Genomic DNA, 22,831 nt, shown 5'->3' on the forward strand with positions numbered 1-22,831 from the left:
CGGCCCGGCGCTCGGCCCGGAATGCAAAACAAATACAACTGACATGGCCCTGTTCCTACGACGACGCGTACTGCCCGGCTTTGCGCCAACGCTCGGCTTCACGCTGTTCTACCTGTCCCTCATCGTGCTGGTGCCGCTGATCGCGGTGTTCCTGAAGTCCTCGGGGCATGGCTTCGACGCCTTCTGGGCCGCCGCCACCGCGCCGCGCGTGATGGCGTCCTACAAGCTCAGCTTCGGCGCCTCGCTGCTGGCCGCGCTCATCAACCTCTTCTTCGGCCTCATCCTGGCCTGGTGCATCGTGCGCTATGAGTTCCCGGGCAAGAAGCTGGTCGACGCTCTCATCGACCTGCCCTTCGCCCTGCCCACGGCCGTCGCCGGCATCGCCTTGACGGCGCTGTACGCACCCAACGGCTGGGTCGGCGCCCTCTTCGCCAAGTACGACATCAAGATCGCCTTCACGCCGCTGGGCATCCTGCTGGCGCTGATCTTCATCGGCCTGCCCTTCATCGTGCGCACGGTGCAGCCGGTGCTGGAGGACATGGAGACCGAGTTGGAAGAAGCCGCGGCATCACTCGGCGCCCAGCGCTGGACGACCTTCCGCTATGTCGTGTTGCCCACGCTGCTGCCCGCCTTGCTGACCGGCTTYGCGCTGGCSTTCGCGCGYGCSGTGGGCGARTACGGCTCGGTGATCTTCATCGCCGGCAACATCCCCATGGTCAGSGAGATCACGCCGCTGATGATCATTGCCAAGCTGGAGCAGTACGACTACGTGGGCGCCACGGCGATCGCGGCCGTCATGCTGATCGTCAGCTTTGTGCTGCTGCTGGCCATCAACGGCCTGCAAGCCTGGAGTTCGCGCCGGGGAGGAAAGCGATGAGCACGGCTTTGCACCTCGCACCACCGCGTGCCCGCGCCAAGTACCAGGACAACCCGGCCACGCGCGAATCGCCCGCGGTGCGATTCACGCTGCTGGCGCTGGGCCTGACCTTCTTCGCCGTCTTCCTGCTGCTGCCGCTGGTGGCCGTGTTCACCGAGGCGCTGCGCAAGGGCTGGGAGGTGTACTTCGCGTCCATCGCCGAAGAGGAAACCTTCTCCGCCATCAAACTGACGCTGATCGCCACGGCCATCGCGGTGCCGTTGAACCTGGTGTTCGGCCTGAGCGCGTCGTGGCTGATCGCCAAGCATGAGTTCCGCGGCAAGCAGTTGCTGATCACGTTGATCGACCTGCCCTTCTCGGTCTCACCCGTCGTGGCCGGCCTGATGTATGTGCTGATCTTCGGCGCCCAGGGCTGGTTCGGCCCCTGGCTGCAGGCTCACGACGTGAAGATCATCTTCGCCGTGCCTGGCATCGTGCTGGCGACCGTCTTCGTGACCTTCCCCTTTGTCGCCCGCGAGCTGATCCCGCTGATGCAGGCGCAAGGGCGCGACGAGGAAGAGGCGGCCACCGTGCTCGGCGCCAGCGGCTGGCAGACCTTCCGCCGCGTCACGCTGCCCAACATCAAGTGGGGTCTGCTGTACGGCGTCATCCTGTGCAATGCACGCGCCATGGGCGAGTTCGGCGCGGTGTCGGTCGTCTCTGGCCACATTCGCGGCCTGACCAACACGCTGCCTTTGCACGTCGAGATCCTCTACAACGAATACCAGTTCGCGGCCGCCTTCGCCGTCGCGTCACTGCTGGCACTGCTGGCGCTGGTGACGCTGGTGATCAAGCAATTCATCGAGTGGCGCGCCAGCCAGTCGACGCACGGGAACGAGTGATGAGCATCCAAGTCCAGAACATCCACAAGAGTTTCGGCAACTTCACCGCCTTGGGTGACGTGTCGCTGGAATTCCCGACCGGCGAGCTGGTGGCTCTGCTCGGCCCCTCGGGCTGCGGCAAGACGACGCTGCTGCGCATCATTGCCGGCCTGGAGCAGGCCGACCGCGGGCGCGTGCTGCTGGACGGCCAGGACGCTTCCGACACGCATGTGCGCGAGCGCCAGGTCGGCTTCGTGTTCCAGCATTACGCGCTGTTCCGCCACATGACGGTGTTCGACAACGTCGCGTTCGGCCTGCGCGTGAAGCCCAGGAAGCAGCGCCTGCCCGAGACCGAGATCAGGAAGCGCGTGACCGAGCTGCTCAAGCTCGTGCAGCTSGACTGGCTKGSCGASCGCTTTCCRYCSCAGCTYTCGGGCGGSCAGCGCCARCGCATYGCCYTGGCGCGYGCGCTGGCSGTSGAGCCGCRCGTGCTGCTGCTSGACGAGCCCTTCGGCGCGCTSGACGCCAAGGTGCGCAAGGAGCTGCGCCGCTGGCTGCGCCGCCTGCACGACGASCTGCAYATCACCAGCATCTTCGTCACGCACGACCAGGATGAAGCCCTGGAAGTCGCCGACCGCATCGTGCTGATGGACCACGGCCGCGTCGAGCAGGTTGGCACGCCGCAGGAGGTCTACGAGCGCCCAGCCACGCCCTTCGTTTACGGCTTCCTTGGTGCTGTCAACCGCTTCGTCGGCCACTCACGCGGCGGTGTGCTGCATATGGGCGAGCACCAGTTGCCGCACCAGGGCGCGCATGGTGACGGCGAAGTGCAGGCCTATGCGCGGCCGCATGAACTGCAGATCCTGACTGACGAGTCGGCGCACGGCTTGTCGGCCACCGTGGAGCGCGTGCTGTCCTTCGGCGCGAGCGCGCGTGTCGAGCTGATCGGCCCGGATGGCCAGCCGCTGGAGGCAGAGCTGACGCGCGAGGAGGCAGACACGTTGCGGCTGCAAGGCGGGCAGCGCGTGAAGCTGAGCGCGGCACGGTTGAGTCTGTTCGAGGCCGGCGCGGGCATCTAGGGGGTCACCCCCGCCGGCTGTCCGCTTGCTGGTCGGGTTTGCGTCCGTCCAGGCAAGGGTCAGCGTCGACGAAGTCCGCCGGCGGGCCCTGCCAGGAGCCCGCCATGCCCATCCCCGCCCTGCAACGCCGCCTGATCGGCCTCGCCGCCCTCGCCGTCCTCGGCGTCTACCACCTCACCCGGCCTGCTCACGCCTGTGGGCTTCCGCGCCCTGCATCGGCCGTCGTGCCCGAGTCCGCTGCCAGTGCCGCCAAACGCCGAAACGACACGGCGCTGCGGTTCGATCCGCCCGCAGCCGGGAAGCTGCGTCCGACCCGGGCCGATTACGAGGACTGCATCGATCACCCTTCACTCGACGGCCTGGTCACCGATTGCTCAGCGCTGCTGCCCGAAACCCCAGCCAAGCCCGCGCGCCCGGCCAAGGCCCGCTGAGCCGCGCCGCACCCGGCTGGCATATTCGGCCCGCGCATGCGCTGCTGCGCATTGCTTCCTTCCTTGATCGCAGGGCGCTGACCACACTGGGGGTTCCACTGTTCAAGGAACACCCAATGAGCATCACCGCCATCAACGTGCGCAACCAGTTCCGCGGCACGATCAAGGAAATCATCGAAGGCCCGGTCGTCTCCGAGGTCGACGTCCTCACCCGCAACGGCGACATCGTCACTTCGGTCATCACGACACGCTCGGTCAAGGACCTGGGCCTGGAGGTCGGCCGCGAGGTCGTCGCCCTGGTCAAGTCCACCGAAGTGTCGATCGCGACGCTGTAAGCCATGGCCTACCAGCCGCCGCGCGTTCTCATCATCCCGGGCCTGAACGACAGCGGCTCGGCGCATTGGCAAACCTGGCTGCAGGGGCAGTACCGCGACGCCCGCCGCGTCACGCAGCGCGACCCGAGCAAACCCGAGTTGGAGCGCTGGGCCGAGCGCATTCAGCGCACGCTGGAAGTGGCGGGTGAAGGGGAATGGCTGGCCGTGGCCCACAGCTTCGGCTGCCTGGCGCTGGCGCGCCACCTGGCTGACCACCCTGACTCCCCCATTCGCGAGGCCCTTTTCGTTGCCCCGGCCGAGCCTGACAAGTTCGGCATCGCCGAGTCGCTGCCCCACCATCGCCTGCCGCGCCGCTCGCGCCTGATCGCCAGCAGCACCGATCCCTGGATGAGCGCCGCCAGCGCCGCGCGTTGGGCGCACCGTTGGGGAGCGAGTTACAGCAACCTCGGCCCGGTCGGGCACATCAATGCCGAGGCCGGCTTCGGGCCCTTCCCGCTGGCCAAGAGCTGGATCGAAGCGGCCCGGGCGCGCGCCGCTGCCGAGCAGCGGCCGCGCCATGCCGAGTTCCGCGAGTGGGCCTTTGCCATCTGAAGTGGCGGCTCGGCAGCCGAGAGTTCAACAGCCGCGGACGAGGAACTCGACCCGCCGGTCGAGCGCGTCGGACAGGTCGTCGCGGCCGTTGCCGATCAGCGCCTGCCTGGAGCCGACGCCACTGCTGGCCAGTCGCGGCGTCAGCTTGGGTGCCACCCGCTTCAACTCGCCCGCGACCATCTCCGCGCGCATCAGCGAAATCCTTTCGTTCACCGGCTCGGCGCCGCTTGCGCTCGTGTGGCCGACCACGTCCAGGCAACTCGGCCGCGCCGCAGCACGGCGGCCGATCTCGCCCATCCACATCGCATAAGGCAACGCCGTGGTGCCCGGCGGCGACCAGATCGCCGCGGTGCCGGGCTTGAACAGCACCTTCACGCCCAGCCGCTTCTGGTCGAGCCCTTGCTCGACGATGTCGCCGAAGGCCTTGGCCGCCGCCGACCGCTGGCCGAGCCGCATCCGCGTGAGGTACAGCCCGGTGTGCACGCGCAACTGGTTGCCGCCGGGGCTGGCCAGCGCCGTCTCGAACAGCGTGGCGGCTTGCGCATAGCGCTTGGCGGCATAGGCCTCGCTGGCCTCAGCGATGGTCGCAGCCGTCACGATGCGGTCGATGTACAGCGGGTGGATGGCGTCGCCGGGCTTGGTGCCTTGACAGGTGCGCACATAGCCGGTGGTGGCATCGTCCGGCGCCCAAGCCGGTGAATCGGCGAACAGCGGCAACGGCGTCGTGTCTACGCCCTCGGGCAGCGCGAAGGCCAGGCCTTTGCTGACCAGCTTGCCGGTCTTCAGGTCCGCCAGGGCCAGGCAGATCCGGAAGGCTTCGCGCCTGCCCTCGCTCTTGCGCTCGGCATTCACGCCGGTGAAGGTCCCGGTCAGGATCAGCGGCCCGCGCACGACGTTGACCGGGTTGAACGGCTTGACGTTGTAGCGCGGGTACTGCTGGCCGATCAGCTTGACCAGTTGCGCGCCCAGCGTCTGCGTGGCATTCGATTGAAGCCCGGTCACACCGTCCACCAGAGGGTCGATCACCAGCTCCCGGGCCTCGGCCGGCTGCGCATCGGCGAGCAAAGCCGTGGCGGCGCGCAGCACGGCGGCATCGAACGGCAGCGTGGGGGGTGGCACCGGCGCCGGCGGCGGTGCAGGCACGGCGGCCGGGACCGGCGCTGCCGCGGGGGCCGTGGCAGGGCCGGGGGCACCGCAAGCGCCCAAAAGGCTCATGAGGCTCACGGCAGCCAACACCGCCAGCCGCCAGCCGGCCCTGGCCGGTCGGACCTGGAAGACAAAACTGCCGCGTCTGATTCGATGCTGTGTCATGGCGCGCTCGCGTCGGGCCTCGGGAGCCGCAAGCGTATCGCGCCTGCGCGCCCTAGCCGAGCGTTGACTTGAATACCGCCAGCGTCCTCTCCCAGGCCAGCTGCGCCGCCGCGGGGTCATAGCGCGGCGTCGTGTCGTTGTTGAAACCGTGCTGGGTGCCGGCGTAAACGAACTGCTCGTAGCGCACACCCGCCGCCTTCAATGCGGCTTCATAGGGTGGCCAGCTGGCATTGACGCGCTCGTCGTTGCCGGCGTAGTGCAGCAGCAGCCGCGCCTTGATGCGCGGCACGTCTTCCAGCGCTGGCGCGGCGCCGTAGAAGGGCACGGCCACGGCCAGCTCAGGCACCTGCGTGGCCACATGGTTGGTCAGCGAGCCACCCCAGCAGAAGCCGACCACGCCGACCTTGCCATTGGCATCCGGCAGCGCCAGCAGCCCGCGAGCAGCGGCGACGATGTCTGCACGCGTCTTGCCGGCGTCGAGCTTGCCGAAGAGCTCGCGCGCCTTGTCCTCGTCGCCCGGGTAGCCGCCCAGCGGCGCCAGTGCGTCGGGCGCATAGGCCACGTAGCCGGCGAGCGCGACACGGCGGGCGATGTCCTCGATGTGCGGGTTCAGGCCGCGGTTCTCATGCACGACGAGCACGGCGGGCAGCTTGCCCGCGGCACTTGCCGGCTTGGCCAGATAGCCCTGCACCTTGCCGTTGCCTTGCGGCGAATCGAAGGCCTGGCGGCGCGTCACCAGGCGCGGGTCATCTGGCTTGACTTGCTGGGCCGCGGCGAAATTGGGGCTGAGTGTGGCCAACAGCGCAGCGGCACCAGCCGGGCCACCGGCAAAGCTGGCGGCCTGCTCAAGAAACCCGCGCCGGCTCAGGTCGCCGTGCACGTAGCGATCGAACAAGGCCCAGGCCTGGGTCGGAATGGCTTCCTTATGCATGCATTGACTCCTTGGATGCCGGCCAACTGTAGGCGTACCAAAACCGCCTGACACCACCACGAAGTGCATAACGATATGGCGAATGGTTCGACGACAGAAGTGATCGCTGTTTGCAGAATCGCCTCGCATGAACTTCCAGCAACTCCGTTCCGTCCGCGAAGCCCAGCGCCGCGGCTTCAACCTGACCGAAGTCGCGCAGGCCCTGCACACTTCGCAACCCGGCGTCAGCCGCCAGATCCGCGAGCTGGAAGAGGAGCTCGGCATCGAGCTCTTCGTGCGCGTGGGCAAACGCCTCACAGGGCTGACCGAGCCGGGCGAGCACGTGCTGCCCGTCATCGAGCGCCTGCTGCTGGAAGCCGAGAACCTCAAGCGCGCGGCCGATGACTTCGCCCAGGCGGGCAGCGGCCGCCTGCGCATCGCGGCCACGCACAGCCAGGCGCGCTATGCGCTGCCGCCCGCCGTGCGCGACTTCCGCGCCCATCACCCCGACGTCAGCCTGCATCTGCAGCAGGGCTCGCCGCAGCAGATTGCACGCCTGCTGCTCGATGGCGAGGCCGACGTGGGCATCGCCACCGAGGCGCTGGCCCAGTACCCCGAACTCGTCGCCCTGCCCTGCTACCGCTGGACGCACTCGGTCGTCGTGCCGCCCGACCACCCGCTGCTCGATGGCCCGCTGACGCTGGCCCGCCTGGCCCAATTTCCTATCGTCACCTACGAGCCCGGCTACACCGGCCGCTCCCACATCGACGAAGCCTTTGCCGCGGCCCAGCTGCAGCCCCACATCGTGCTGAGCGCGATGGATGCCGACGTCATCAAGACCTATGTGGAGCTGGGCCTGGGCGTGGGCATCGTCGCGGCCATCGCCTTCGACGAGGAGCGCGACCGCCATCTGCGTGCCATCGATGCCCGCCATCTGTTCGAGGACAACATGACGCGCCTGGCCGTGCGGCGCAGCGCCTATCTGCGCGACTACATCTACGAGTTCATCCAGACCTTTGCTTCGCCGCTCAAGCGCGAGGTCGTCGATGCGGCCCGCCACGAGCTGCCGACCGTGGCGGCTGAACCCGTGCTGGCCTGGTCGAAAGCCGCATGAGCTTGCGCGCTCTTCTTCTTTGCCCGCTCCTGCCCTGATCCCTAGAGTGAACCGCCTTACCCCTAACTCAAACACCATGCGCCGCCTCCTCACTGCCCTCTCCTTCGCTCTCGCCGCCACCGGCGCCTTTGCGCAGACCTCGCTGCTGAACGTCTCCTACGACCCGACGCGGGAGCTCTACCAGGACTTCAACAAGGCCTTCGCCGCGCAGTGGAAGGCCAAGACCGGCGAGACCGTCAGCGTCAAGGCTTCGCATGGCGGCTCCGGMAAGCAAGCCCGCGCCGTCATCGACGGGCTGGAAGCCGATGTCGTCACGCTGGCCCTGGCCTATGACATCGACGCCGTCGCCGACCACAAGCTGCTGCCGCTGGACTGGCAGAAGAAGCTGCCCAACAACGCCAGCCCCTACACCTCCACCATCGTCTTCCTGGTGCGCAAGGGCAACCCGAAGAAGATCAGCAACTGGCCCGACCTGGCCCGCAGCGGCGTCGACGTCATCACCCCCAACCCCAAGACCAGCGGCGGTGCGCGCTGGAACTACCTGGCGGCCTGGGGCTATGCGCTGAAAAACGGCGGCACGCCGGATTCGGCCAAGGACTTCGTCAAGCGCATCTATGCCAACACCAAGGTGCTGGACTCGGGCGCCCGTGGCTCGACGACGACGTTTGTCGAGCGCGGCATCGGCGACGTGCTGATCGCCTGGGAGAACGAGGCCTATCTGGCCGTCAAGGAACTCGGCCCGGACAAGTTCGAGATCGTCACGCCCAGCGTCTCCATCCTGGCCGAGCCGCCCGTGGCCATCGTCGACAAGGTGGTCGACAAGCGCGGCACGCGCAAGCAGGCCGAGGCCTATCTGAACTACCTCTACAGCCCCGAAGGCCAGGAGATCGCGGCCAAGAACTACTACCGCCCGCGTGACGCCAAGGTCGCGGCCAAGTACGCCAAGCAGTTCGGGCCGGTCAAGCTCTTCACCTTGGACGAGTACTTCGGCAACTGGCGCCAGGCCCAGAAGGCCCACTTTGACGACGGCGGCGTGTTCGACCAGATCTACACGCCCGGCTCGAAGTAAGCGCGCCGGCGCCGTCAGAAGCGCAGATGTTCAACCACCTCCGGCGGGTAGTGGCGCTGATAGGCCCGCCGGAGCGCCCCTTCAGCGATGGCCCGCTCGAACATCTGCACCAGCAGCGCCAGATCGGCCGCGTCGAGATTGCGCTTGGACAAATAGACGCCGTTCTCCATCAGCGGCAGGGCCTCCAGCAGCACGATGCGAAAGGCCGTCTGCGACAGCGGCATCCGCGGTGCCAGGTCCAGAGCACCCTGGCCGGTCACATAGGGCAGCAGCGTGAAGTCGGCGCGGCCCGCCCGCAACATGCGGCTGAGCGCCTCGATGTCGGGCACGATGTCGGCGCGTTTGTCTGCCAGCAATTGGTCGACGAAATCGCCGTAGGCCTGCCCGAAGTAGTAGCCACGCACGAAGATGCCGCGCAGGCTCTTGTCGGCCAACAGCCGGCTCAGGTCGGCCGGCACCGACGCGTGCGTGCGTAGCGTCGCCACGGCCACGCCCTGGCGACTCAAGGGCACGAAGAGATGGGTCTGTTCGCGCTCGGGCTTGCGCAACGCCGGCAAATAGAGATCGCCATCCTGCGCCTCGAACGCCGTTCGCGCGGCGCGCGCGCGGGGCACGACACTGAACCGGAACTCGCAGCCAAGCAGCGCACCGCGCTCGCGCAGCAGTTCCGGCAGCACGCCTTCGACGCGCTCGTCTTCAACGAACACCAGCCGACCCGCTGGCGACACCGGCACGTCAATCGCACGCGAACAACCCGCCTCGGCAGCCGGAGCGAACAACCCGGCTACCGCAAGCACCAGCCCTACCCTGAGCGGAACTCGACGACCGCTTTGCATGCGCAAACAGTAACGGCTGCGTGCGTTGACAGCAAGCCCGGCAAGTCCAGGGCCATGCATCCGCTGCACGCCGGGTGGCCGGTGAGCCGCCCGGCGCTGCCCAACGATGCTCAGCGGCGTCGACGCTGCCAGGTCACCCCGCCCAGTGCGGCCATGCCGGCCAGCAACAGAGCCGACGGCGTTGGCTCCGGCACGGCCGCGGTCGTCAGCGTCACGTCGTCAATGAAGCTGGCCGCCGCAATGTGGCGGGCACCGGTGTCTGGCATGTCTTCGAAATAGCACCGCCTCGACACAAAGGGCGGCAAGGACGCGGCCCACGCCACAAACCAGCAACATGACGGCAGCCGACAGACACATTAGGGGGGCGGCGCGTCTGCTAGCCTGCCGGGGTCAACGCCGGGCCGCGACCGACCGTTGGCCCGGACTCAGCCCGAAAGGCCCGCCCGCCATGACAGCCTTGCCCCGTTTCGCGCTTTGCACCGCCGCATTGCTGGCCGGCTGTGCCGCTGCGCCATTCCAGGCGCCCACGGTGGGCAGCCACAGCGCAGCCGCCGACACGCTATGGTTGGATCGCTTGAGCTGGGGTGCCAGCAGCGCCGATCTCAGCCAGGTCCGCCGCCAGGGCCGCGAGGTCTGGCTGGAAGCCCAGCTCCAGCCTCGCATCCCGGGCGCACTGCCAGAAGCCGCTCAGGCGCAAATCCAGGCTCTCGCCGTCACCCAGCAGCCGTTGTTGCCCCTGGTGCAGCAGATGGAAGCCCAGCGCAAGGCCGCCGATGCACTGACCGACGACATGGCCAAGGCGGAGGCGCAGAAGAACTACCAGCAGGCCCTGACCAAGCTGGCCCGCGAGGCGTCGACCCGCCAGCTGCTGAATGCCCTGTACTCGCCCAACCAGGTCCAGGAGCAGATGACCTGGTTCTGGTTCAACCATTTCAACGTCCACCAGTACAAGAGCAACCTGCGCGTCATGGTGGGCGACTACGAGCAGGGCCTGCGCGAACGCGCGCTCGGGCGCTTTCGCGACCTGCTCGGCTACACGGCCCACCACCCGGCCATGCTGCGCTACCTCGACAACGAGCAGAACGCCGCCAACCGCATCAACGAGAACTACGCCCGCGAGCTGCTGGAGCTGCACACCCTGGGCGTGGGCGGTGGCTATAGCCAGAAGGATGTGCAGGAGCTGGCCCGCGTGCTGACCGGGCTGGGCGTGAACCTGACCGACAACAAACCCAAGCTCAAGCCCGCGCAGGAGGCGCAATACCGCCGAGACGGGCTGATGGAGTTCAACCCGGCGCGGCATGACTTTGGCGACAAGCAACTGCTCGGCGTCACCGTCAAGGGCCAGGGCGAGGCCGAACTGGACCATGTGTTGGACCTGCTGGCCAAACACCCGAGCACGGCCCATTTCGTATCGCGCAAGCTGGCCCAGTACTTCGTCGCCGACGAGCCGCCGCCGGCGCTGGTGGAGCGCATGGCGGAGCGCTGGCAGCAGAGCGATGGCCGCATCGCCGAGGTGCTGCGTGCCATGGTGGGCTCGCCCGAGTTCGAGGCGTCCCTGGGCCGCAAGTTCAAGGACCCGACGCATTACGTCGTCTCGGCCGTGCGCCTGGCTTATGCCGACAAGGTGGTGCTGAACACCGGCCCAATGATCGGCTGGCTCTACCGCCTCGGCCAGGCGCCCTACAACCGCCAGACGCCCGATGGCTATGCACTCGACGAAAGCGCCTGGGCGGGGCCCGGCCAGATGACGACGCGCTTCGAGATCGCGCGCGCCATCGGCAGCGGCAGCGCGGGCCTCTTCAAGGTCGAGGGCGAGCCCAAGGACAGGCCAGCCTTCCCGCAGATCGCCCACCCGCTGTACTACGAGGGCATCGCCCCGCGCCTGGCCGCCGCCACGCAGCAGGCGCTGGGTCAGGCCACGTCGCCACAGGAATGGAACACCTACCTGCTGGCCTCCCCCGACTTCATGAACAGGTGACGCCATGAACCGACGCCTTTTGCTCCAGCTCGGCCTCGCTGGCCTTGGTACGGCCGCCCTGCCCACACAACTGTGGGCCGCAGCAGCCGACACGCCGCGCCTGCTCGTCGTCTTCCTGCGCGGTGCCTATGACGCGGCCAACCTGCTGGTGCCCACCTCATCCAGCTTCTACTACGAGGCCCGGCCCAACATCGCCATCGCCAAGACGGCCGCGCTGCCGCTGGACGCGAGCTGGGGCCTGTCGCCCGCGGTGGCCGACAGCATCCACCCGCTTTGGCTCAAAGGCCAGGCCGCCTTCGTGCCCTTTGCCGGCACCAACGACACGACACGCAGCCATTTCGAAACCCAGGACCACATCGAGTTGGGCCAGGCCGACGAGGGCAGCCGTGACTTCCGCAGCGGCTTCATGAACCGGCTGGCCGGCGTACTGGGTGCGGGCTCGCCCGTCAGTTCGAGGTTGGAAGCCATGGCCTTCACCGACCAGGTGCCGCTGATCCTGCGTGGCAATCTGCCGGTGGCCAACCAGGCCCTGCGCGACCTCGGCAAGCCGGCCATCAATGCCGCCCAGGCCCAGGTCATCGCCAGCATGTACGCCGGCACACGCATGGCCAACACGGTCAGCGGCGGCTTCGAGGTGCGCGACGAGGTGTCACGCGAAATGGCCGGTGAAATGGAAGCGGCCAGCCGCGGTGCCATTGCCGCCAAGGGCTTTGCGCTCGAAGCACGGCGCATCGCACGGCTGATGCGCGAACGCGTGACCCTGGGTTTCATCGACGTCGGTGGCTGGGACACCCACGTCGGCCAGGGCGGTGCGACCGGCCAGCTTGCCACCAAGCTCGGTGAGCTCGGCCGCGGCCTCGCGCTGTTTGCCGACGAGATGGGGCCACAGTGGAACAACACCGTGGTGGTGGTGGTCAGCGAGTTTGGCCGCACCTTCCGCGAGAACGGCAACCGCGGCACCGACCATGGCCACGGCAGCGCCTACTGGGTGCTGGGCGGCGGCGTGAAGGGCGGGCGGGTGATGGGCGAACAGGTGGAGGTCAAGGCCGCCACGCTGTTCCAGAACCGCGACTACCCGGTGCTCAACGAGTACCGGGCGCTATTTGGCGGCCTGTTCAAGCGTATGTACAGCCTGAACGACGCGCAGCTGGCCGCCGTCTTTCCCGGGGCCAGTGCGCGCGATCTGGGCCTGGTTTAAGCCTTGCTCAGTCGGGCGGCAACCGTCTTGATGCGCTCGCCGAAGGCCTTGGCCGTGGCGAAGTCGCCCGCGGCCATTTCGTCCGTGGAGGCGTCGCTGGGCGAGACCGTCATCAGGCCGCCGAAGGACGCGACGTAGTTGATGTCGTCGCGCGTCGAAGCCTTCTTGTTGGCCGGCATCATGCCCGTGCCCACCCACAGCATGGAGTGCTGCTGGCTCAGCGTGAAGAAGTAGTGCAGCGTCGACAGCTTGTCGCCGTTCATGGAGGCGCTGTTCGTGAAGCCGGCGGCCAGCTTGTCCTTCCAGCCCTGGCCGAACCAGACCTTGCTGGATGCGTCGGCAAACTTCTTGAACTGCCAGCTGGCCGCGCCCATGTAGGTGGGGGAACCGAAGACGATGGCGTCGGCCGCGGCCAGCGCTTCCCAGTCTGCGTCCTTCAAATTGCCTTCGGCGTCGATGGCGATGAGCTGGGCGCCCGCGCTCTCGGCAACGGTCTCGGCGATGCGCTTGGTGTGGCCGTAGCCGGAGTGGTAGACGACAACGATCTTGCTCATGGAGGAATTCCTCTGGGGGTGGGGGTGGGAAGAAATCAAGCGGCCAGGTCGAAGACCAGGACTTCGGCGTTCTTGCCGGCGGTCAACGCGAGGCGCGATGTTTCGCGAATCTGCAAGGCATCACCGGTTACCAGGTCTTGTCCATTCACGCTGAGCGCGCCGCGCACGACGTGCACATAGGCAAGGCGACCGGGCGCCAGTTCAAGTTCAGCTTGCTCGGCGCCATCGAACAGGCCCGCATACAGCTTGGCATCGGCATGGATGGTCACCGAGCCTTGCGAGCCGTCGTTGGCCGCGACGAGACGCAGCCGGCCGCGCTTGGAGCCGGCGTCGAAGTGCTTCTGCTCATAGCTCGGCGCGATGCCGCGGGCGTCAGGCTGGATCCAAATCTGCAGGAAGTGCGTCGTTTCGTCCTTGGCATGGTTGAACTCGCTGTGCATCACGCCGGTACCGGCGCTCATCCGCTGCACATCGCCGGGGCGGATGACACCAGCGTTCGCACCACCGGCCTCGCCGTTGCCCATGCTGTCCTTGTGCGCCAGTTCGCCGGAGAGCACGTAGCTGATGATCTCCATGTCGCGATGGCCGTGCGTGCCGAAGCCCTTGCCAGCAGCGACCTTGTCCTCGTTGATGACACGCAGCGGCCCGAAGCCCATGCGGGCCGGATCGTAGTAGTCAGCAAAGGAGAAGCTGTGGAAGGACTTCAGCCAGCCGTGGTCGGCGTAGCCGCGGTCACTGGACTTGATCAGTTGCATCACTGGGTTTTGCATGCTGGCTCCTTGCTTGTTGGCGATGGAGTCAATGTAGGAGCGACCGTCGTATCCGGGAGTCGGCCTGCGTTGAGGACATCATTCAAATAGACTGAACGCATGCCGAATCCTCAGGACAAACGCCGCGCACTGACCCCGGAAGCCCTGTCCATGATGGACACCATCGCCCGCACGGGCAGCTTCGCCGCCGCGGCTCGCGAGATGGGTCGGGTGCCGTCGGCGCTGACCTATTCCGTGCGCCAGCTGGAAGACGCGCTCGACGTGCTGCTCTTTGACCGCAGCTCCCGCCAGGCCGTGCTGACAGCGGCCGGCCAGGAGCTGCTGCACGAGGGCAGGCGCCTGCTGCAGGAACTGGACGCCGTGGCCAACCGCGTGCGGCGCATCTCCACCGGCTGGGAAAGCGAGCTGACGCTGGCCGTCGATGACGCCGTCGCCCGCCGGGCCCTGTTCGATCTGATGGAAGCTTTCTACGCCGAGAAGATCGACGGCGGCGGCCCACCGCCGACCCGGCTCAAGCTGCGCGTGGAGGTGCTGGCCGGCACCTGGGAGGCCTTGCTGCATGGCCAGGCCGACATAGCAGTCGGTGTACCGGGGCAGCTGCAGAACAGCGGCATTCACTGTGAGTTCGCGGGAGACCTGGAGTTCGCCTTCTGCATTGCGCCCCACCATCCGCTGGCCAGCCTGCCCGAGCCGCTCAGCGCAAGCCAGATCGCCGAGCACCGCATCGTTGCCGTGGCTGACAGCGCCCGGCTGATGGCGCCGCTCAGCGTCGGTCTGCTGCCAGGCCAGGACGTGCTGACCGTGCCGTCGCTGGCCATCAAGCTGGAGGCCATGATGCGCGGCCTGGGCTGCGGCTCCCTGCCCGTGCCCATCGTGCGGCGCCACATCGAGGCCGGCCGCCTGGTGCGCAAGGCCACCTACGAAGGCCGGCGCACCGGCAAGATGCACTACGCCTGGCGCGACACCGGTCCCGCACCGGGCAAGGCGCTGGCATGGTGGCTGGACAAGCTGCGCAGCGAGACGACGCGCAAGGCACTGCTCGAACAGCACGAGGGGCTGCTGCTCTGATGAGCTATCGAGGTCGATTCGCGCCCTCGCCCACCGGCCCGCTGCACGCCGGCTCGCTGGTGGCGGCGCTGGCGAGCTGGCTGGATGCCCGCGCCCACGGCGGCGAGTGGCTGGTGCGCATCGAAGACGTCGATGGCCCGCGCTGCCCGCCGGGCATGGACGAGGTCATCCTCGGCCAGCTCGATGCCCTCGGCCTGCGGCCCGACGAGCCGCCCGTCTGGCAGTCGCGCCGCGGCGAGCTGTATCAAGCCGCGCTGGACCGGTTGATTGCCTCCGGCCACGCCTATGGCTGCGCCTGCACGCGGGCCGAGATTGCAGCGGCAGCCGGCCCCAAGCCCAGGCATGGTGAACTGATCTATCCCGGCACCTGCCGAGATGGCACCCACGGCCGGCCGGTGCGGGCATGGCGCTTTCGCGTCGCGGGCCGCATCAACTGGCAGGACCGCCGGCTGGGCGCGCAATCGCAAGACCTCGAAACCGAAGTCGGCGACTTCATCCTCAAGCGCGCCGACGGCCTGTGGGCCTACCAGCTCGCCGTCGTCGCCGACGATGCCGAACAAGGCGTCACCGACATCGTCCGCGGTGAGGACCTGGCCGACAACACGCCGCGCCAGATCGCGCTGCAACGAGCACTTGGCTTTCCGACACCGCGCTATCTGCACACGCCGCTTGTGCTGGCGGTGGACGGGCACAAGCTGTCCAAGCAGAACGGCGCGGCGGCCATCGACCTTGCCGACCCTGCCGGGCGGCTGCGCGATGCCGCGAGTCGGCTGGGGCTGCGCTTGCCGGACGGGATGAACAGCGCCGAGGAAGTACTGACGGGCTCGGTGTCGAACTGGGAAGCGCTGGTGAGGGAATCAGTGGGTGAACGTTCGAGTTGAGACGCACAAGCTGGCGCGCCGAGCAGGAACAGGCTCAACCTTCCGACAACTGGCTCCACACCGGCCTGACCTCAATCGTGGCAACTGCAGCCATCGGGTGTTTGGCTGCGACCTCGACGGCGATGTCCAGACTGGCGCATTGGATGAGTTCATACGCGCACATTTGTTCGCGCGAGCGCGAGAACGGCCCTGAAGAGGGGCTGATCCTTCCATCCCTCACGCGCACGGTGACAGCCTCAGAGGCTGGCCGCAGTGGGTTGCCCTGGACTCGAATACCGCGAGCCTCCATCGACTTGATCCAGTCCATGATCTCCGCAACGAGGCGCTCCGTAGGTGCAAACCCGTCGTCGTGGGCGATGATGAGCAGATAGTTCATGCGTCTCTCTCAGAAGCGGCAGGGCAAAGGCGCCCTTCGACACGACGAACAAAGGGCTGAGCAATCGACACCAAGACCTCCCAGGCGACGAAACAGCCGCCTGGGCCAGGAGGCGACAATCCGGGGCTTTCCCCACAGCAAGGATTTCCCATGAACACCACGCCCACCGGCCTGCAGTTTGACGACACCGTCGAAGGCGATGGCAAGCAGGCAGCGGCCGGCCATGACGTCACCGTCCACTACACCGGCTGGCTCTGGGTCGACGGCGCCAAGACCGACAAGTTCGACTCCAGCAAGGACCGCGGCGACCCCTTCGAGTTCGAACTCGGCGCCGGCATGGTCATCCGCGGCTGGGACGAGGGCGTGCAGGGCATGAAGATCGGTGGCAAGCGCACGCTGATCATCCCGGCCGAACTGGGTTACGGCGCGCGTGGCGCCGGCGGCGTCATCCCGCCGAATGCGACGCTGTGCTTCGAGGTCGAGCTGCTGGGCCTCGCCGGCGGCCCCGAACATGTCGAGCTGAACCTGCACACCACCTCCAGCGGCCTGCAGTACGAGGACCGCTTGGTGGGCGACGGCGCCGAAGCCGCCAAGGGCCAGCGCGTGTCGGTGCACTACACCGGCTGGCTCTACAAGGACGGCATGAAGGGCAAGAAGTTCGACTCCAGCAAGGATCGCGGCCAGCCCTTCAAGTTCCGCCTCGGCGGCGGCGAAGTCATCCAGGGCTGGGACGAAGGCGTGCAGGGCATGAAGGTCGGCGGCACGCGCATGCTGGTGCTGCCGCCGGAGCTGGGCTATGGTGCCCACGGCGCGGGCGGCGTCATCCCGCCGAACGCGACGCTGCTGTTCGAGGTCGACCTTCTGGCGGTCTGACCCGAAGCCATTTCAAGCGACGGCAGGCGACTGACAAGCGCCTGTCATTCGCGGATGCTTTGATCCAGCCCGTTCACGAACCCAGATCACATCATGTCGATTGACCAACGCCGCTTCCCTCGCGTCGAGTTCTTCCTGGTGCCCGACGAGCACGAACAGCTGCCGGTCTGGGTCATCAAGCCCGAGGGCCTGGCCGAGAAGCGCGGCGGTGTCGTCGTCAACCTCAGCGAGGCCGGCCTGCAGATCCTGGCCGCGGCCGAGCCGCCGCTGGATGCCCAGCACTACGAGTTGCGCCTGCTGCTCGGCGAGGACGAGGGCGTGCCCCTCTTCAGCGCCGAGGTGCGCCGCGTCTGGACGCGGCCGCTGAGCCGCATCGTGCAGCTCGGCGGCTTCGAGTTCGAGTCGCCCAACTCCCAGGCCGAGGAGTTCCTGCTCGCGCAGACCGCGCAGATCACGGCGCGCAAATGGGTGCGCTGCGTGCTCGTGGAACGCATGACAGCCCTGGCCTGAATCCCTTCGCGTCCAGCCCCCTGGTGAGCGGGGCTGGACTGGGTTAGCGTGGTCGCGGGGCAGGTTTGCCCCGCCATTGCCCACGTCATGCTCGAAACCGACCACCTGCTGCGCTACTGGACCGACAGCCAATGGGCGGCCAACGTGCTGATGCTGATGCATCTGCTGGGCGCCATGGTGCTGGGCCTGTTGCTCGGCTATGAGCGGGCCTACCACGGCCGTGCCGCCGGCATGCGCACATACGCGCTGGTCTGCATGGCGTCCTGCGCCGTGACCATCCTCGTCGGCTACCCCGACCAATGGTTCGGCGGCCACATGGCCGGCGGTTCGCTGCCGCAGTTCACCGACCCGACCCGCGTGATTCAGGGTGTGGTGACGGGTATCGGTTTCCTGTGCGCCGGCGTCATCATGCGCGAGGGCATGAACATCTCGGGGCTGACGACGGCGGCCTCGATGTGGGCGGCATCGGCCATCGGCATCGTGCTGGGCATGGGCTTCTATTTCGCCGCCATCGCACTGACGCTGCTGTGCGCCACGCTGATGATGTGGGGCGCCAAGCTGGAAAGCCGCCTGCCCTCCCACCCGGCCATCGCGGTGACGCTGCGCGGCGAATCGGGCCGGCGCTTCACGCAGGCCGAACTGGCCGAGTTCGCCGATGGCCTGGGCTACCGCTTCGCGCCCGGCTCGCTGAGCATCGAGAAGCAGGGCGACCATGAAGAGTGGCGCTTCGTCTGCACGGCCAAGCAGAACTTCAAGGGGCAGACGCTATGCCGCTTCACCGACCGGCTGCATGAGCTGCCTGGCGTGGCCGGATACCGCGTGACCCACGCTCGCAACTAGAGCAGGCTGACCGCCGCCAGATTGAGCAGCGAGGTCTCGCGCATCAGCCGCACGAAGTCGGCCAGGAAGGGTTTGGCCGCGAGCCCTTCGGTGCTGACGGCGTAGAGCCGCCCGGTCAGCCCGCCCTCCCCGATGCGTTGGCGCGCCACATAGCCACGCGCCAGATAGCCTTCCACCGCCCACAGCGGCAGCGCTGCAATGCCGCGGCCGCTGGCAACCAGCTGCAGCATGGCCACCGTCAACTCGCTGGTGCGGCGCGGCGGCGTGATGCCTGCGGGCTGCAGCACGCGGCGCACGAGGTCCAACATCTCGTCGGGCACCGGGTAGGTGATGAGGGTGTGGTCAGCAAAATCGAGCGCTTCGAGCCAGGGCTTGGCCAGCAGCGCATGGCCCTTGGGCAGCAGCGCAATGATCTCGAAGCTGAACAGCGGGTGCACGACGACGCCGGTCTCGTCGGCGTCCACATCCGACACGATGGCCAGCTCAGCGCGGTCCTGGTGCAGCAGGCCCACGGGGTCGGCCTGGAAGCCGGAGACGATGTCCAGCTCCACCTCCGGCCAGCGGCCGCGGAAGGCGTCCATGGCCGGCATCAGCCAGTCGAAGCAGGTGTGGCATTCCACGGCGATGCGCAGTTGGCCGGCCGAGCCGTCCACCAGCCGGCGCACGTCGCGATCGGCCTCATCGACCTGGGTCAGCACGATGTCCGCCAGCTTCAACAGCCGCTGCCCAACCGCGCCGAACACCAGCGGGTTGCTCTTGCGGGCGAACAGCTCGGCGCCGTAGTGCTCCTCCAGGGCCTTGAGCTGGTGGGACAAGGCCGACTGCGTCAGGTTCAGCAACTGCGCCGCTCGAGACAGATTGCCGGCCTCGCGCAAAGCAACCAGGGTGCGCAGATGGCGCAGTTCGAGCGGCGTTTGCATGAGCGGAACTTGTGATGATTCAGAAAACGTTTCGTTTGAATCATAGTCACGGATTGCCGATCATCGCGAATCGCTTTCAGCATTGTTCGATTCATCATGATCAAGACTCATATTCTCGGCTTCCCCCGCATGGGCGAGCACCGCGAACTGAAGACGGCGCTGGAGCGCCACTGGCGCGGCGAGCTACCCGCCACCGAGCTGGAAGCCCAGGCCGCCGAGCTACGCGCCCGCCACTGGAAACTGCAGCAGGAAGCGGGGCTGGACCATGTCACCGTCGGCGACTTCGCCCTCTACGACCACGTCGCCCATCTGATCCAGCTGTTTGGCTGCGAGCCCGCCCGCTTCGGCTTCACCGGCCAGGAAACCGCGCTGCAGCGCTACTTCGCGATGGCCCGCGGCATCACGACGACCCATGTGCAGACCGAGGCCTGCGGCTGCAGCGGCACGCATGTCGATGGCGTTCCCGCCCTGGAAATGACCAAGTGGTTCGACACCAACTACCACTACCTCGTACCCGAGTTCGACAGCGCCACCGAGTTCAGCCTGAACGCCGAGCGCCTGCTCGCCGAGGTCGACGAAGCCATCGCCCTGCCCGCCAGCCCCAAGGTCGCGTTGCTCGGGCCGGTCAGCTTCCTGTATCTCGGCAAGAGCAAGCAGGAGGGCTTCGACCAACTGGTGTTGCTCAAGCGCCTGCTGCCCGCCTACGAACAGCTGCTGACCCGCCTGGCTGCACGCGGCGTGACCTGGGTGCAACTGGACGAACCCATCCTCGGCCTGGACCTCACGCCTGCATGGCAGGACGCGCTGCGCCTGGCCTACGCACGCCTCGGCGTGGTGGGCCAACCGCTGCTGCTGGCCACCTATTTCTCGCCGCTGGGCGACAACCTGGCTCTCGCCTGCGAACTGCCCGTAGCCGGCCTGCATGTGGACGCCGTGCGCGCGCCGGAGGAACTGCTGCCCGTGGCCCTGCGACTGCCGCTGGACCGTGAGCTGTCGGTCGGCATCATCGACGGCCGCAACATCTGGCGCAGTGATCTGGACCAGGCGCTGTCACAGCTCAACAAGGTCCGCGAACTGCGCGGCGGCCGGCTGTGGGTGGCGCCGTCCTGCTCGCTGCTGCACGTGCCCTTCGGCCTGCGCCACGACGCAGCGCTGGACACCGAGCTGCAAGGCTGGCTGGCCGGCGCCGTCGAGAAGCTGGACGAGCTGCGCGTACTCAAGCGCGCGCTGTGGGGCGACGAAGCGAGCGTGGCCCGTGAACTGGCCGAGTCGCGCATTGCCCGCGCCAACCGTGTCACCAGCCGACGCGTGCGCAACGGCACCGTCGCCGCCCGCCTCAAGGCACTGCCCGCCGACGCCGACCAACGCCGCTCGCCCTTCCCCGCCCGCCAGGCCGCGCAGCGCCAGCGCCTGCGCCTGCCGGCCTTCCCGACAACCACCATCGGCTCCTTCCCGCAGACACCCGAGATCCGCGCCGCCCGCGCCGCCTTCAAGCGCGGCACGCTCGCCGAGCCCGCCTACCGCGAAGCCATGCAGCGCGAGATCCAGCTGGCGGTCAGCAAGCAGGAAGCGTTAGGGCTGGACGTGCTCGTGCACGGCGAGGCCGAGCGCAAYGACATGGTSGAGTACTTCGGCGAGCAGCTYKMSGGCKTYGCCTTCACCGCCAACGGCTGGGTGCAGAGCTACGGCTCACGCTGCGTGAAGCCGCCGGTGCTGTTCGGCGACGTGTCGCGCCCCAAGGCCATGACGGTGGACTGGACCGTCTTCGCGCAGAGCCTGACGGCCAAGCCCATGAAGGGCATGCTGACCGGCCCCRTCACCATCCTGCAATGGTCCTTCGTGCGCGACGACCAGCCGCGCGCCACCACCACGCTGCAGATCGCGCTGGCCATCCGCGACGAGGTGGCCGACCTGGAAGCCGCTGGCATCGCCGTCATCCAGATCGACGAACCTGCCATCCGCGAAGGCCTGCCGCTGCGCCGCGCGGCATGGGGCGAATACCTGGACTGGGCCACGCGTGCCTTCCGCGTCTCTGCCAGCGCCGTGCGTGACGACACGCAGATCCACACSCAYATGTGCTACTCGGAGTTCAACGACATCCTGCCCGAGATCGCAGCCATGGATGCTGACGTCATCACCATCGAGACCAGCCGCTCCGACATGGAACTGCTGCGCGGCTTTGGCGACTTCCGCTACCCCAACGAGATCGGCCCTGGCGTCTACGACATCCACTCACCGCGCGTGCCCGATACGGCTGAGATGCTGAGGTTGCTGAAGAAGGCGGCCGAAGTCATTCCGCCGGAGCTGCTGTGGGTCAACCCGGACTGCGGGTTGAAGACGCGCGGCTGGCCCGAGACCGAGGCGGCGCTCGCCCGCATGGTGGAAGCGGCGCGCGAGCTGCGGGCTGAGGGTCAGTCGATGGCGGCGTAGTCCCCTAGCCCATCCGGCCAAGGCGTCAGGATCTCGAAGCCATCGGCTGTCACGGTGACCATGTGTTCCCACTGGGCCGACAGCGACTTGTCGCGCGTCACCACCGTCCAGCCGTCGTTCAGCTCGCGAATGCCGGCCGCGCCCGCGTTGATCATGGGCTCGATGGTGAAGATCATGCCCTGCTGCAGCTTGAGCCCTTCGCCGGGCCGGCCGAAGTGGTTGACGTGAGGATCGTCGTGATAGACGTCACCGATGCCGTGGCCACCGTACTCGCGCACGACGCTGAAGCCGGCTGCGTGGGCGACCTTCTGGATGGCGTGGCCCACGTCGCCCAAGGTCGCGCCGGGGCGCACCTGGCGGATGCCGGCGCGCAGGGCCTCGTAGGTCGTGTTGACGAGCCGGCGAGCCAGCACATTGGCCTCGCCGACGATAAACATGCGGCTGCTGTCACCGAACCAGCCGTCCTTGGTGAGCGTCACGTCAACGTTGACGATGTCGCCCTTCTTGAGCCGCTTGTCCTTGGACGGGATGCCGTGGCAGACGACGTGGTTAGGCGAGATGCAGGCGGTCTTCGGGTAGCCGTGATAGCCGACATTGGACGGGATGCACTTCAGCGTGTTGACGATGTAGTCATGGCAGAGCTCGTCCAACTCCTCGGTCGTCACGCCGGGCACGACGTGGGCTTTCAGCATGGCGAGCACCTCGGCGATCAGATGCCCGGCCTCGCGAGCCTTGGCGACCTCATCGGGCGTGCGCAGCTTGAGGCTCTTCATGCCCGCGCTCCTTTGGCCTTGGGTGCTTGAGCCCAGCCCGCCAGGCGCGCCAGGTCCAGGCCGCCCTCCTGCTCGGCGCGGATCAACAGCTGGCAGATGTCGCTGTGGCTCAACTGCGGATGCAGTTCGGCCAGCATGCCAATGCGCATCCAGTGCTCGGCCTGGGCATTGATGGAACGCGACAAGGCCTGGCTGGCAACGCGCAGGCTCTCGTGCATTGGATCGGAGATTTTGACGATTCCCATGC

The 22,831-nt window shown here is 67.5% G+C and carries 26 protein-coding genes and 1 pseudogene; 17 read left to right on the forward strand and 10 right to left on the reverse strand.

The features are described from left to right. The first annotated feature begins 43 nt into the window (after positions 1 to 43). The 6 genes from cysT (at position 44) to ACXJKM_RS22195 (ending at position 4,173) form a co-directional block, all read left to right on the forward strand. Positions 44 to 877 (forward strand): sulfate ABC transporter permease subunit CysT, encoded by an 834-nt coding sequence (cysT, locus tag ACXJKM_RS22170; RefSeq protein ID WP_457355179.1) that lies wholly within the window; start codon positions 44 to 46, stop codon positions 875 to 877. Then, positions 874 to 1,758: a sulfate ABC transporter permease subunit CysW gene (gene cysW, locus ACXJKM_RS22175; protein ID WP_457355180.1), complete on the forward strand. Its 885-nt coding sequence runs from the start codon at positions 874 to 876 to the stop codon at positions 1,756 to 1,758. The genes cysT and cysW overlap by 4 nt, the downstream gene beginning before the upstream one ends. Next, positions 1,758 to 2,816 (forward strand): sulfate/molybdate ABC transporter ATP-binding protein, encoded by a 1,059-nt coding sequence (locus ACXJKM_RS22180; protein ID WP_457355181.1) that lies wholly within the window; start codon positions 1,758 to 1,760, stop codon positions 2,814 to 2,816. The genes cysW and ACXJKM_RS22180 overlap by 1 nt, the downstream gene beginning before the upstream one ends. A gap of 104 nt (positions 2,817 to 2,920) precedes the next feature. Beyond that, on the forward strand, positions 2,921 to 3,247 hold the full coding sequence (locus ACXJKM_RS22185; protein ID WP_056197602.1) for a hypothetical protein: 327 nt from the start codon (positions 2,921 to 2,923) through the stop codon (positions 3,245 to 3,247). Positions 3,248 to 3,363: 116 nt separating this feature from the next. Then, a complete protein-coding gene (locus ACXJKM_RS22190; protein ID WP_056197604.1) occupies positions 3,364 to 3,582 on the forward strand; it encodes a TOBE domain-containing protein in 219 nt (72 codons plus the stop codon). 3 nt (positions 3,583 to 3,585) lie between these two features. Continuing rightward, positions 3,586 to 4,173: an RBBP9/YdeN family alpha/beta hydrolase gene (locus ACXJKM_RS22195; protein WP_056197606.1), complete on the forward strand. Its 588-nt coding sequence runs from the start codon at positions 3,586 to 3,588 to the stop codon at positions 4,171 to 4,173. A gap of 24 nt (positions 4,174 to 4,197) precedes the next feature. On the opposite strand, the gene ACXJKM_RS22200 is transcribed toward ACXJKM_RS22195, so the two are convergent. Both ACXJKM_RS22200 and ACXJKM_RS22205 read right to left on the reverse strand, forming a co-directional pair. Continuing rightward, the gene (locus tag ACXJKM_RS22200) at positions 4,198 to 5,388 is read right to left on the reverse strand and encodes a hypothetical protein (protein WP_200955286.1); all 1,191 of its coding nucleotides are present in this window, start codon (positions 5,386 to 5,388) and stop codon (positions 4,198 to 4,200) included. Between the two features lie 148 nt (positions 5,389 to 5,536). Continuing rightward, positions 5,537 to 6,415, reverse strand: a complete 879-nt coding sequence (locus ACXJKM_RS22205) for a dienelactone hydrolase family protein (protein ID WP_457355182.1) — start codon at positions 6,413 to 6,415, stop codon at positions 5,537 to 5,539. Between the two features lie 127 nt (positions 6,416 to 6,542). Between ACXJKM_RS22205 and ACXJKM_RS22210 the strand changes: the two genes are divergently transcribed. Both ACXJKM_RS22210 and ACXJKM_RS22215 read left to right on the forward strand, forming a co-directional pair. Beyond that, entirely contained in the window at positions 6,543 to 7,508 is a 966-nt protein-coding gene (locus ACXJKM_RS22210) for a CysB family HTH-type transcriptional regulator (RefSeq protein WP_457322221.1), read from the forward strand. A 76-nt stretch (positions 7,509 to 7,584) separates the two neighbouring features. Beyond that, positions 7,585 to 8,577 (forward strand): sulfate ABC transporter substrate-binding protein, encoded by a 993-nt coding sequence (locus tag ACXJKM_RS22215; RefSeq protein ID WP_457355184.1) that lies wholly within the window; start codon positions 7,585 to 7,587, stop codon positions 8,575 to 8,577. 14 nt (positions 8,578 to 8,591) lie between these two features. On the opposite strand, the gene ACXJKM_RS22220 is transcribed toward ACXJKM_RS22215, so the two are convergent. Continuing rightward, positions 8,592 to 9,284 (reverse strand): substrate-binding periplasmic protein, encoded by a 693-nt coding sequence (locus tag ACXJKM_RS22220; RefSeq protein WP_457355186.1) that lies wholly within the window; start codon positions 9,282 to 9,284, stop codon positions 8,592 to 8,594. Between the two features lie 239 nt (positions 9,285 to 9,523). Then, a complete protein-coding gene (locus ACXJKM_RS22225) occupies positions 9,524 to 9,679 on the reverse strand; it encodes a PEP-CTERM sorting domain-containing protein (RefSeq protein WP_457322225.1) in 156 nt (51 codons plus the stop codon). A gap of 182 nt (positions 9,680 to 9,861) precedes the next feature. Here ACXJKM_RS22225 and ACXJKM_RS22230 point away from each other — a divergent pair, with 182 nt between their 5' ends. Then, complete coding sequence (locus ACXJKM_RS22230; protein ID WP_457355188.1) at positions 9,862 to 11,391, forward strand: DUF1800 domain-containing protein; 1,530 nt, start codon at positions 9,862 to 9,864, stop codon at positions 11,389 to 11,391. 4 nt (positions 11,392 to 11,395) lie between these two features. Continuing rightward, complete coding sequence (locus ACXJKM_RS22235; protein ID WP_457355190.1) at positions 11,396 to 12,589, forward strand: DUF1501 domain-containing protein; 1,194 nt, start codon at positions 11,396 to 11,398, stop codon at positions 12,587 to 12,589. Here ACXJKM_RS22235 and ACXJKM_RS22240 read toward each other — a convergent pair. Next, on the reverse strand, positions 12,586 to 13,143 hold the full coding sequence (locus tag ACXJKM_RS22240) for a flavodoxin family protein (protein WP_056197620.1): 558 nt from the start codon (positions 13,141 to 13,143) through the stop codon (positions 12,586 to 12,588). The two genes, ACXJKM_RS22235 and ACXJKM_RS22240, sit on opposite strands and share 4 nt — an antisense overlap. A 35-nt stretch (positions 13,144 to 13,178) precedes the next feature. Continuing rightward, entirely contained in the window at positions 13,179 to 13,901 is a 723-nt protein-coding gene (locus ACXJKM_RS22245; RefSeq protein ID WP_457355319.1) for a pirin family protein, read from the reverse strand. A 111-nt stretch (positions 13,902 to 14,012) separates the two neighbouring features. Between ACXJKM_RS22245 and ACXJKM_RS22250 the strand changes: the two genes are divergently transcribed. Together ACXJKM_RS22250 and gluQRS are read left to right on the forward strand one after the other, a co-directional pair. Continuing rightward, positions 14,013 to 14,981 carry a LysR family transcriptional regulator gene (locus tag ACXJKM_RS22250; protein ID WP_457355192.1) on the forward strand — a complete coding sequence of 323 codons (969 nt, stop codon included), beginning with the start codon at positions 14,013 to 14,015 and terminating at the stop codon, positions 14,979 to 14,981. Next, a complete protein-coding gene (gene gluQRS / locus ACXJKM_RS22255; RefSeq protein ID WP_457355194.1) occupies positions 14,981 to 15,862 on the forward strand; it encodes a tRNA glutamyl-Q(34) synthetase GluQRS in 882 nt (293 codons plus the stop codon). The genes ACXJKM_RS22250 and gluQRS overlap by 1 nt, the downstream gene beginning before the upstream one ends. 34 nt (positions 15,863 to 15,896) lie before the next feature. On the opposite strand, the gene ACXJKM_RS22260 is transcribed toward gluQRS, so the two are convergent. Continuing rightward, positions 15,897 to 16,238 carry a YciI family protein gene (locus ACXJKM_RS22260; protein ID WP_457322231.1) on the reverse strand — a complete coding sequence of 114 codons (342 nt, stop codon included), beginning with the start codon at positions 16,236 to 16,238 and terminating at the stop codon, positions 15,897 to 15,899. A gap of 150 nt (positions 16,239 to 16,388) precedes the next feature. Here ACXJKM_RS22260 and ACXJKM_RS22265 point away from each other — a divergent pair. From ACXJKM_RS22265 to ACXJKM_RS22280, 4 genes and pseudogenes are all read left to right on the forward strand, one after another. Further along, positions 16,389 to 16,733: pseudogene (locus tag ACXJKM_RS22265) on the forward strand (FKBP-type peptidyl-prolyl cis-trans isomerase); the annotation flags it as partial. 30 nt (positions 16,734 to 16,763) lie between these two features. Further along, positions 16,764 to 17,111 (forward strand): FKBP-type peptidyl-prolyl cis-trans isomerase, encoded by a 348-nt coding sequence (locus ACXJKM_RS22270; RefSeq protein WP_457355321.1) that lies wholly within the window; start codon positions 16,764 to 16,766, stop codon positions 17,109 to 17,111. Positions 17,112 to 17,204: 93 nt separating this feature from the next. Continuing rightward, positions 17,205 to 17,621 (forward strand): PilZ domain-containing protein, encoded by a 417-nt coding sequence (locus tag ACXJKM_RS22275; RefSeq protein WP_056197633.1) that lies wholly within the window; start codon positions 17,205 to 17,207, stop codon positions 17,619 to 17,621. 87 nt (positions 17,622 to 17,708) lie between these two features. Further along, the gene (locus tag ACXJKM_RS22280) at positions 17,709 to 18,461 is read left to right on the forward strand and encodes an MgtC/SapB family protein (RefSeq protein ID WP_457355196.1); all 753 of its coding nucleotides are present in this window, start codon (positions 17,709 to 17,711) and stop codon (positions 18,459 to 18,461) included. Here the strand turns inward: ACXJKM_RS22280 and ACXJKM_RS22285 are convergent. After that, on the reverse strand, positions 18,458 to 19,381 hold the full coding sequence (locus ACXJKM_RS22285; protein WP_457322235.1) for a LysR family transcriptional regulator: 924 nt from the start codon (positions 19,379 to 19,381) through the stop codon (positions 18,458 to 18,460). The genes ACXJKM_RS22280 and ACXJKM_RS22285 overlap by 4 nt on opposite strands. Before the next feature lie 96 nt (positions 19,382 to 19,477). Between ACXJKM_RS22285 and metE the strand changes: the two genes are divergently transcribed. Further along, positions 19,478 to 21,811, forward strand: coding sequence for a 5-methyltetrahydropteroyltriglutamate--homocysteine S-methyltransferase (gene metE, locus ACXJKM_RS22290; RefSeq protein ID WP_457355198.1), 2,334 nt, complete (start codon positions 19,478 to 19,480; stop codon positions 21,809 to 21,811). Here metE and map read toward each other — a convergent pair. Both map and ACXJKM_RS22300 read right to left on the reverse strand, forming a co-directional pair. Continuing rightward, the gene (gene map / locus ACXJKM_RS22295; protein ID WP_457355200.1) at positions 21,793 to 22,584 is read right to left on the reverse strand and encodes a type I methionyl aminopeptidase; all 792 of its coding nucleotides are present in this window, start codon (positions 22,582 to 22,584) and stop codon (positions 21,793 to 21,795) included. The genes metE and map overlap by 19 nt on opposite strands. Continuing rightward, a complete protein-coding gene (locus ACXJKM_RS22300) occupies positions 22,581 to 22,829 on the reverse strand; it encodes a ParD-like family protein (RefSeq protein ID WP_457355202.1) in 249 nt (82 codons plus the stop codon). Before ACXJKM_RS22300 ends, map begins: the two co-directional genes overlap by 4 nt. Between the last annotated feature and the right edge of the window lie 2 nt (positions 22,830 to 22,831).

It is taken from the genome of Roseateles sp. P5_D6, from assembly GCF_054049415.1.

Coding starts and splice junctions, on each gene's coding strand:
- cysW (WP_457355180.1), top strand. CDS start 874: ATGAGCACGGCTTTGCACCTCGCACCACCGCGTGCCCGCGCCAAGTAC.
- ACXJKM_RS22185 (WP_056197602.1), top strand. CDS start 2,921: ATGCCCATCCCCGCCCTGCAACGCCGCCTGATCGGCCTCGCCGCCCTC.
- ACXJKM_RS22190 (WP_056197604.1), top strand. CDS start 3,364: ATGAGCATCACCGCCATCAACGTGCGCAACCAGTTCCGCGGCACGATC.
- ACXJKM_RS22195 (WP_056197606.1), top strand. CDS start 3,586: ATGGCCTACCAGCCGCCGCGCGTTCTCATCATCCCGGGCCTGAACGAC.
- ACXJKM_RS22200 (WP_200955286.1), bottom strand. CDS start 5,388: ATGAGCCTTTTGGGCGCTTGCGGTGCCCCCGGCCCTGCCACGGCCCCC.
- ACXJKM_RS22205 (WP_457355182.1), bottom strand. CDS start 6,415: ATGCATAAGGAAGCCATTCCGACCCAGGCCTGGGCCTTGTTCGATCGC.
- ACXJKM_RS22210 (WP_457322221.1), top strand. CDS start 6,543: ATGAACTTCCAGCAACTCCGTTCCGTCCGCGAAGCCCAGCGCCGCGGC.
- ACXJKM_RS22225 (WP_457322225.1), bottom strand. CDS start 9,679: ATGCCAGACACCGGTGCCCGCCACATTGCGGCGGCCAGCTTCATTGAC.
- ACXJKM_RS22230 (WP_457355188.1), top strand. CDS start 9,862: ATGACAGCCTTGCCCCGTTTCGCGCTTTGCACCGCCGCATTGCTGGCC.
- ACXJKM_RS22235 (WP_457355190.1), top strand. CDS start 11,396: ATGAACCGACGCCTTTTGCTCCAGCTCGGCCTCGCTGGCCTTGGTACG.
- ACXJKM_RS22240 (WP_056197620.1), bottom strand. CDS start 13,143: ATGAGCAAGATCGTTGTCGTCTACCACTCCGGCTACGGCCACACCAAG.
- ACXJKM_RS22250 (WP_457355192.1), top strand. CDS start 14,013: ATGCCGAATCCTCAGGACAAACGCCGCGCACTGACCCCGGAAGCCCTG.
- gluQRS (WP_457355194.1), top strand. CDS start 14,981: ATGAGCTATCGAGGTCGATTCGCGCCCTCGCCCACCGGCCCGCTGCAC.
- ACXJKM_RS22260 (WP_457322231.1), bottom strand. CDS start 16,238: ATGAACTATCTGCTCATCATCGCCCACGACGACGGGTTTGCACCTACG.
- ACXJKM_RS22275 (WP_056197633.1), top strand. CDS start 17,205: ATGTCGATTGACCAACGCCGCTTCCCTCGCGTCGAGTTCTTCCTGGTG.
- ACXJKM_RS22280 (WP_457355196.1), top strand. CDS start 17,709: ATGCTCGAAACCGACCACCTGCTGCGCTACTGGACCGACAGCCAATGG.
- ACXJKM_RS22285 (WP_457322235.1), bottom strand. CDS start 19,381: ATGCAAACGCCGCTCGAACTGCGCCATCTGCGCACCCTGGTTGCTTTG.
- map (WP_457355200.1), bottom strand. CDS start 22,584: ATGAAGAGCCTCAAGCTGCGCACGCCCGATGAGGTCGCCAAGGCTCGC.
- ACXJKM_RS22300 (WP_457355202.1), bottom strand. CDS start 22,829: ATGGGAATCGTCAAAATCTCCGATCCAATGCACGAGAGCCTGCGCGTT.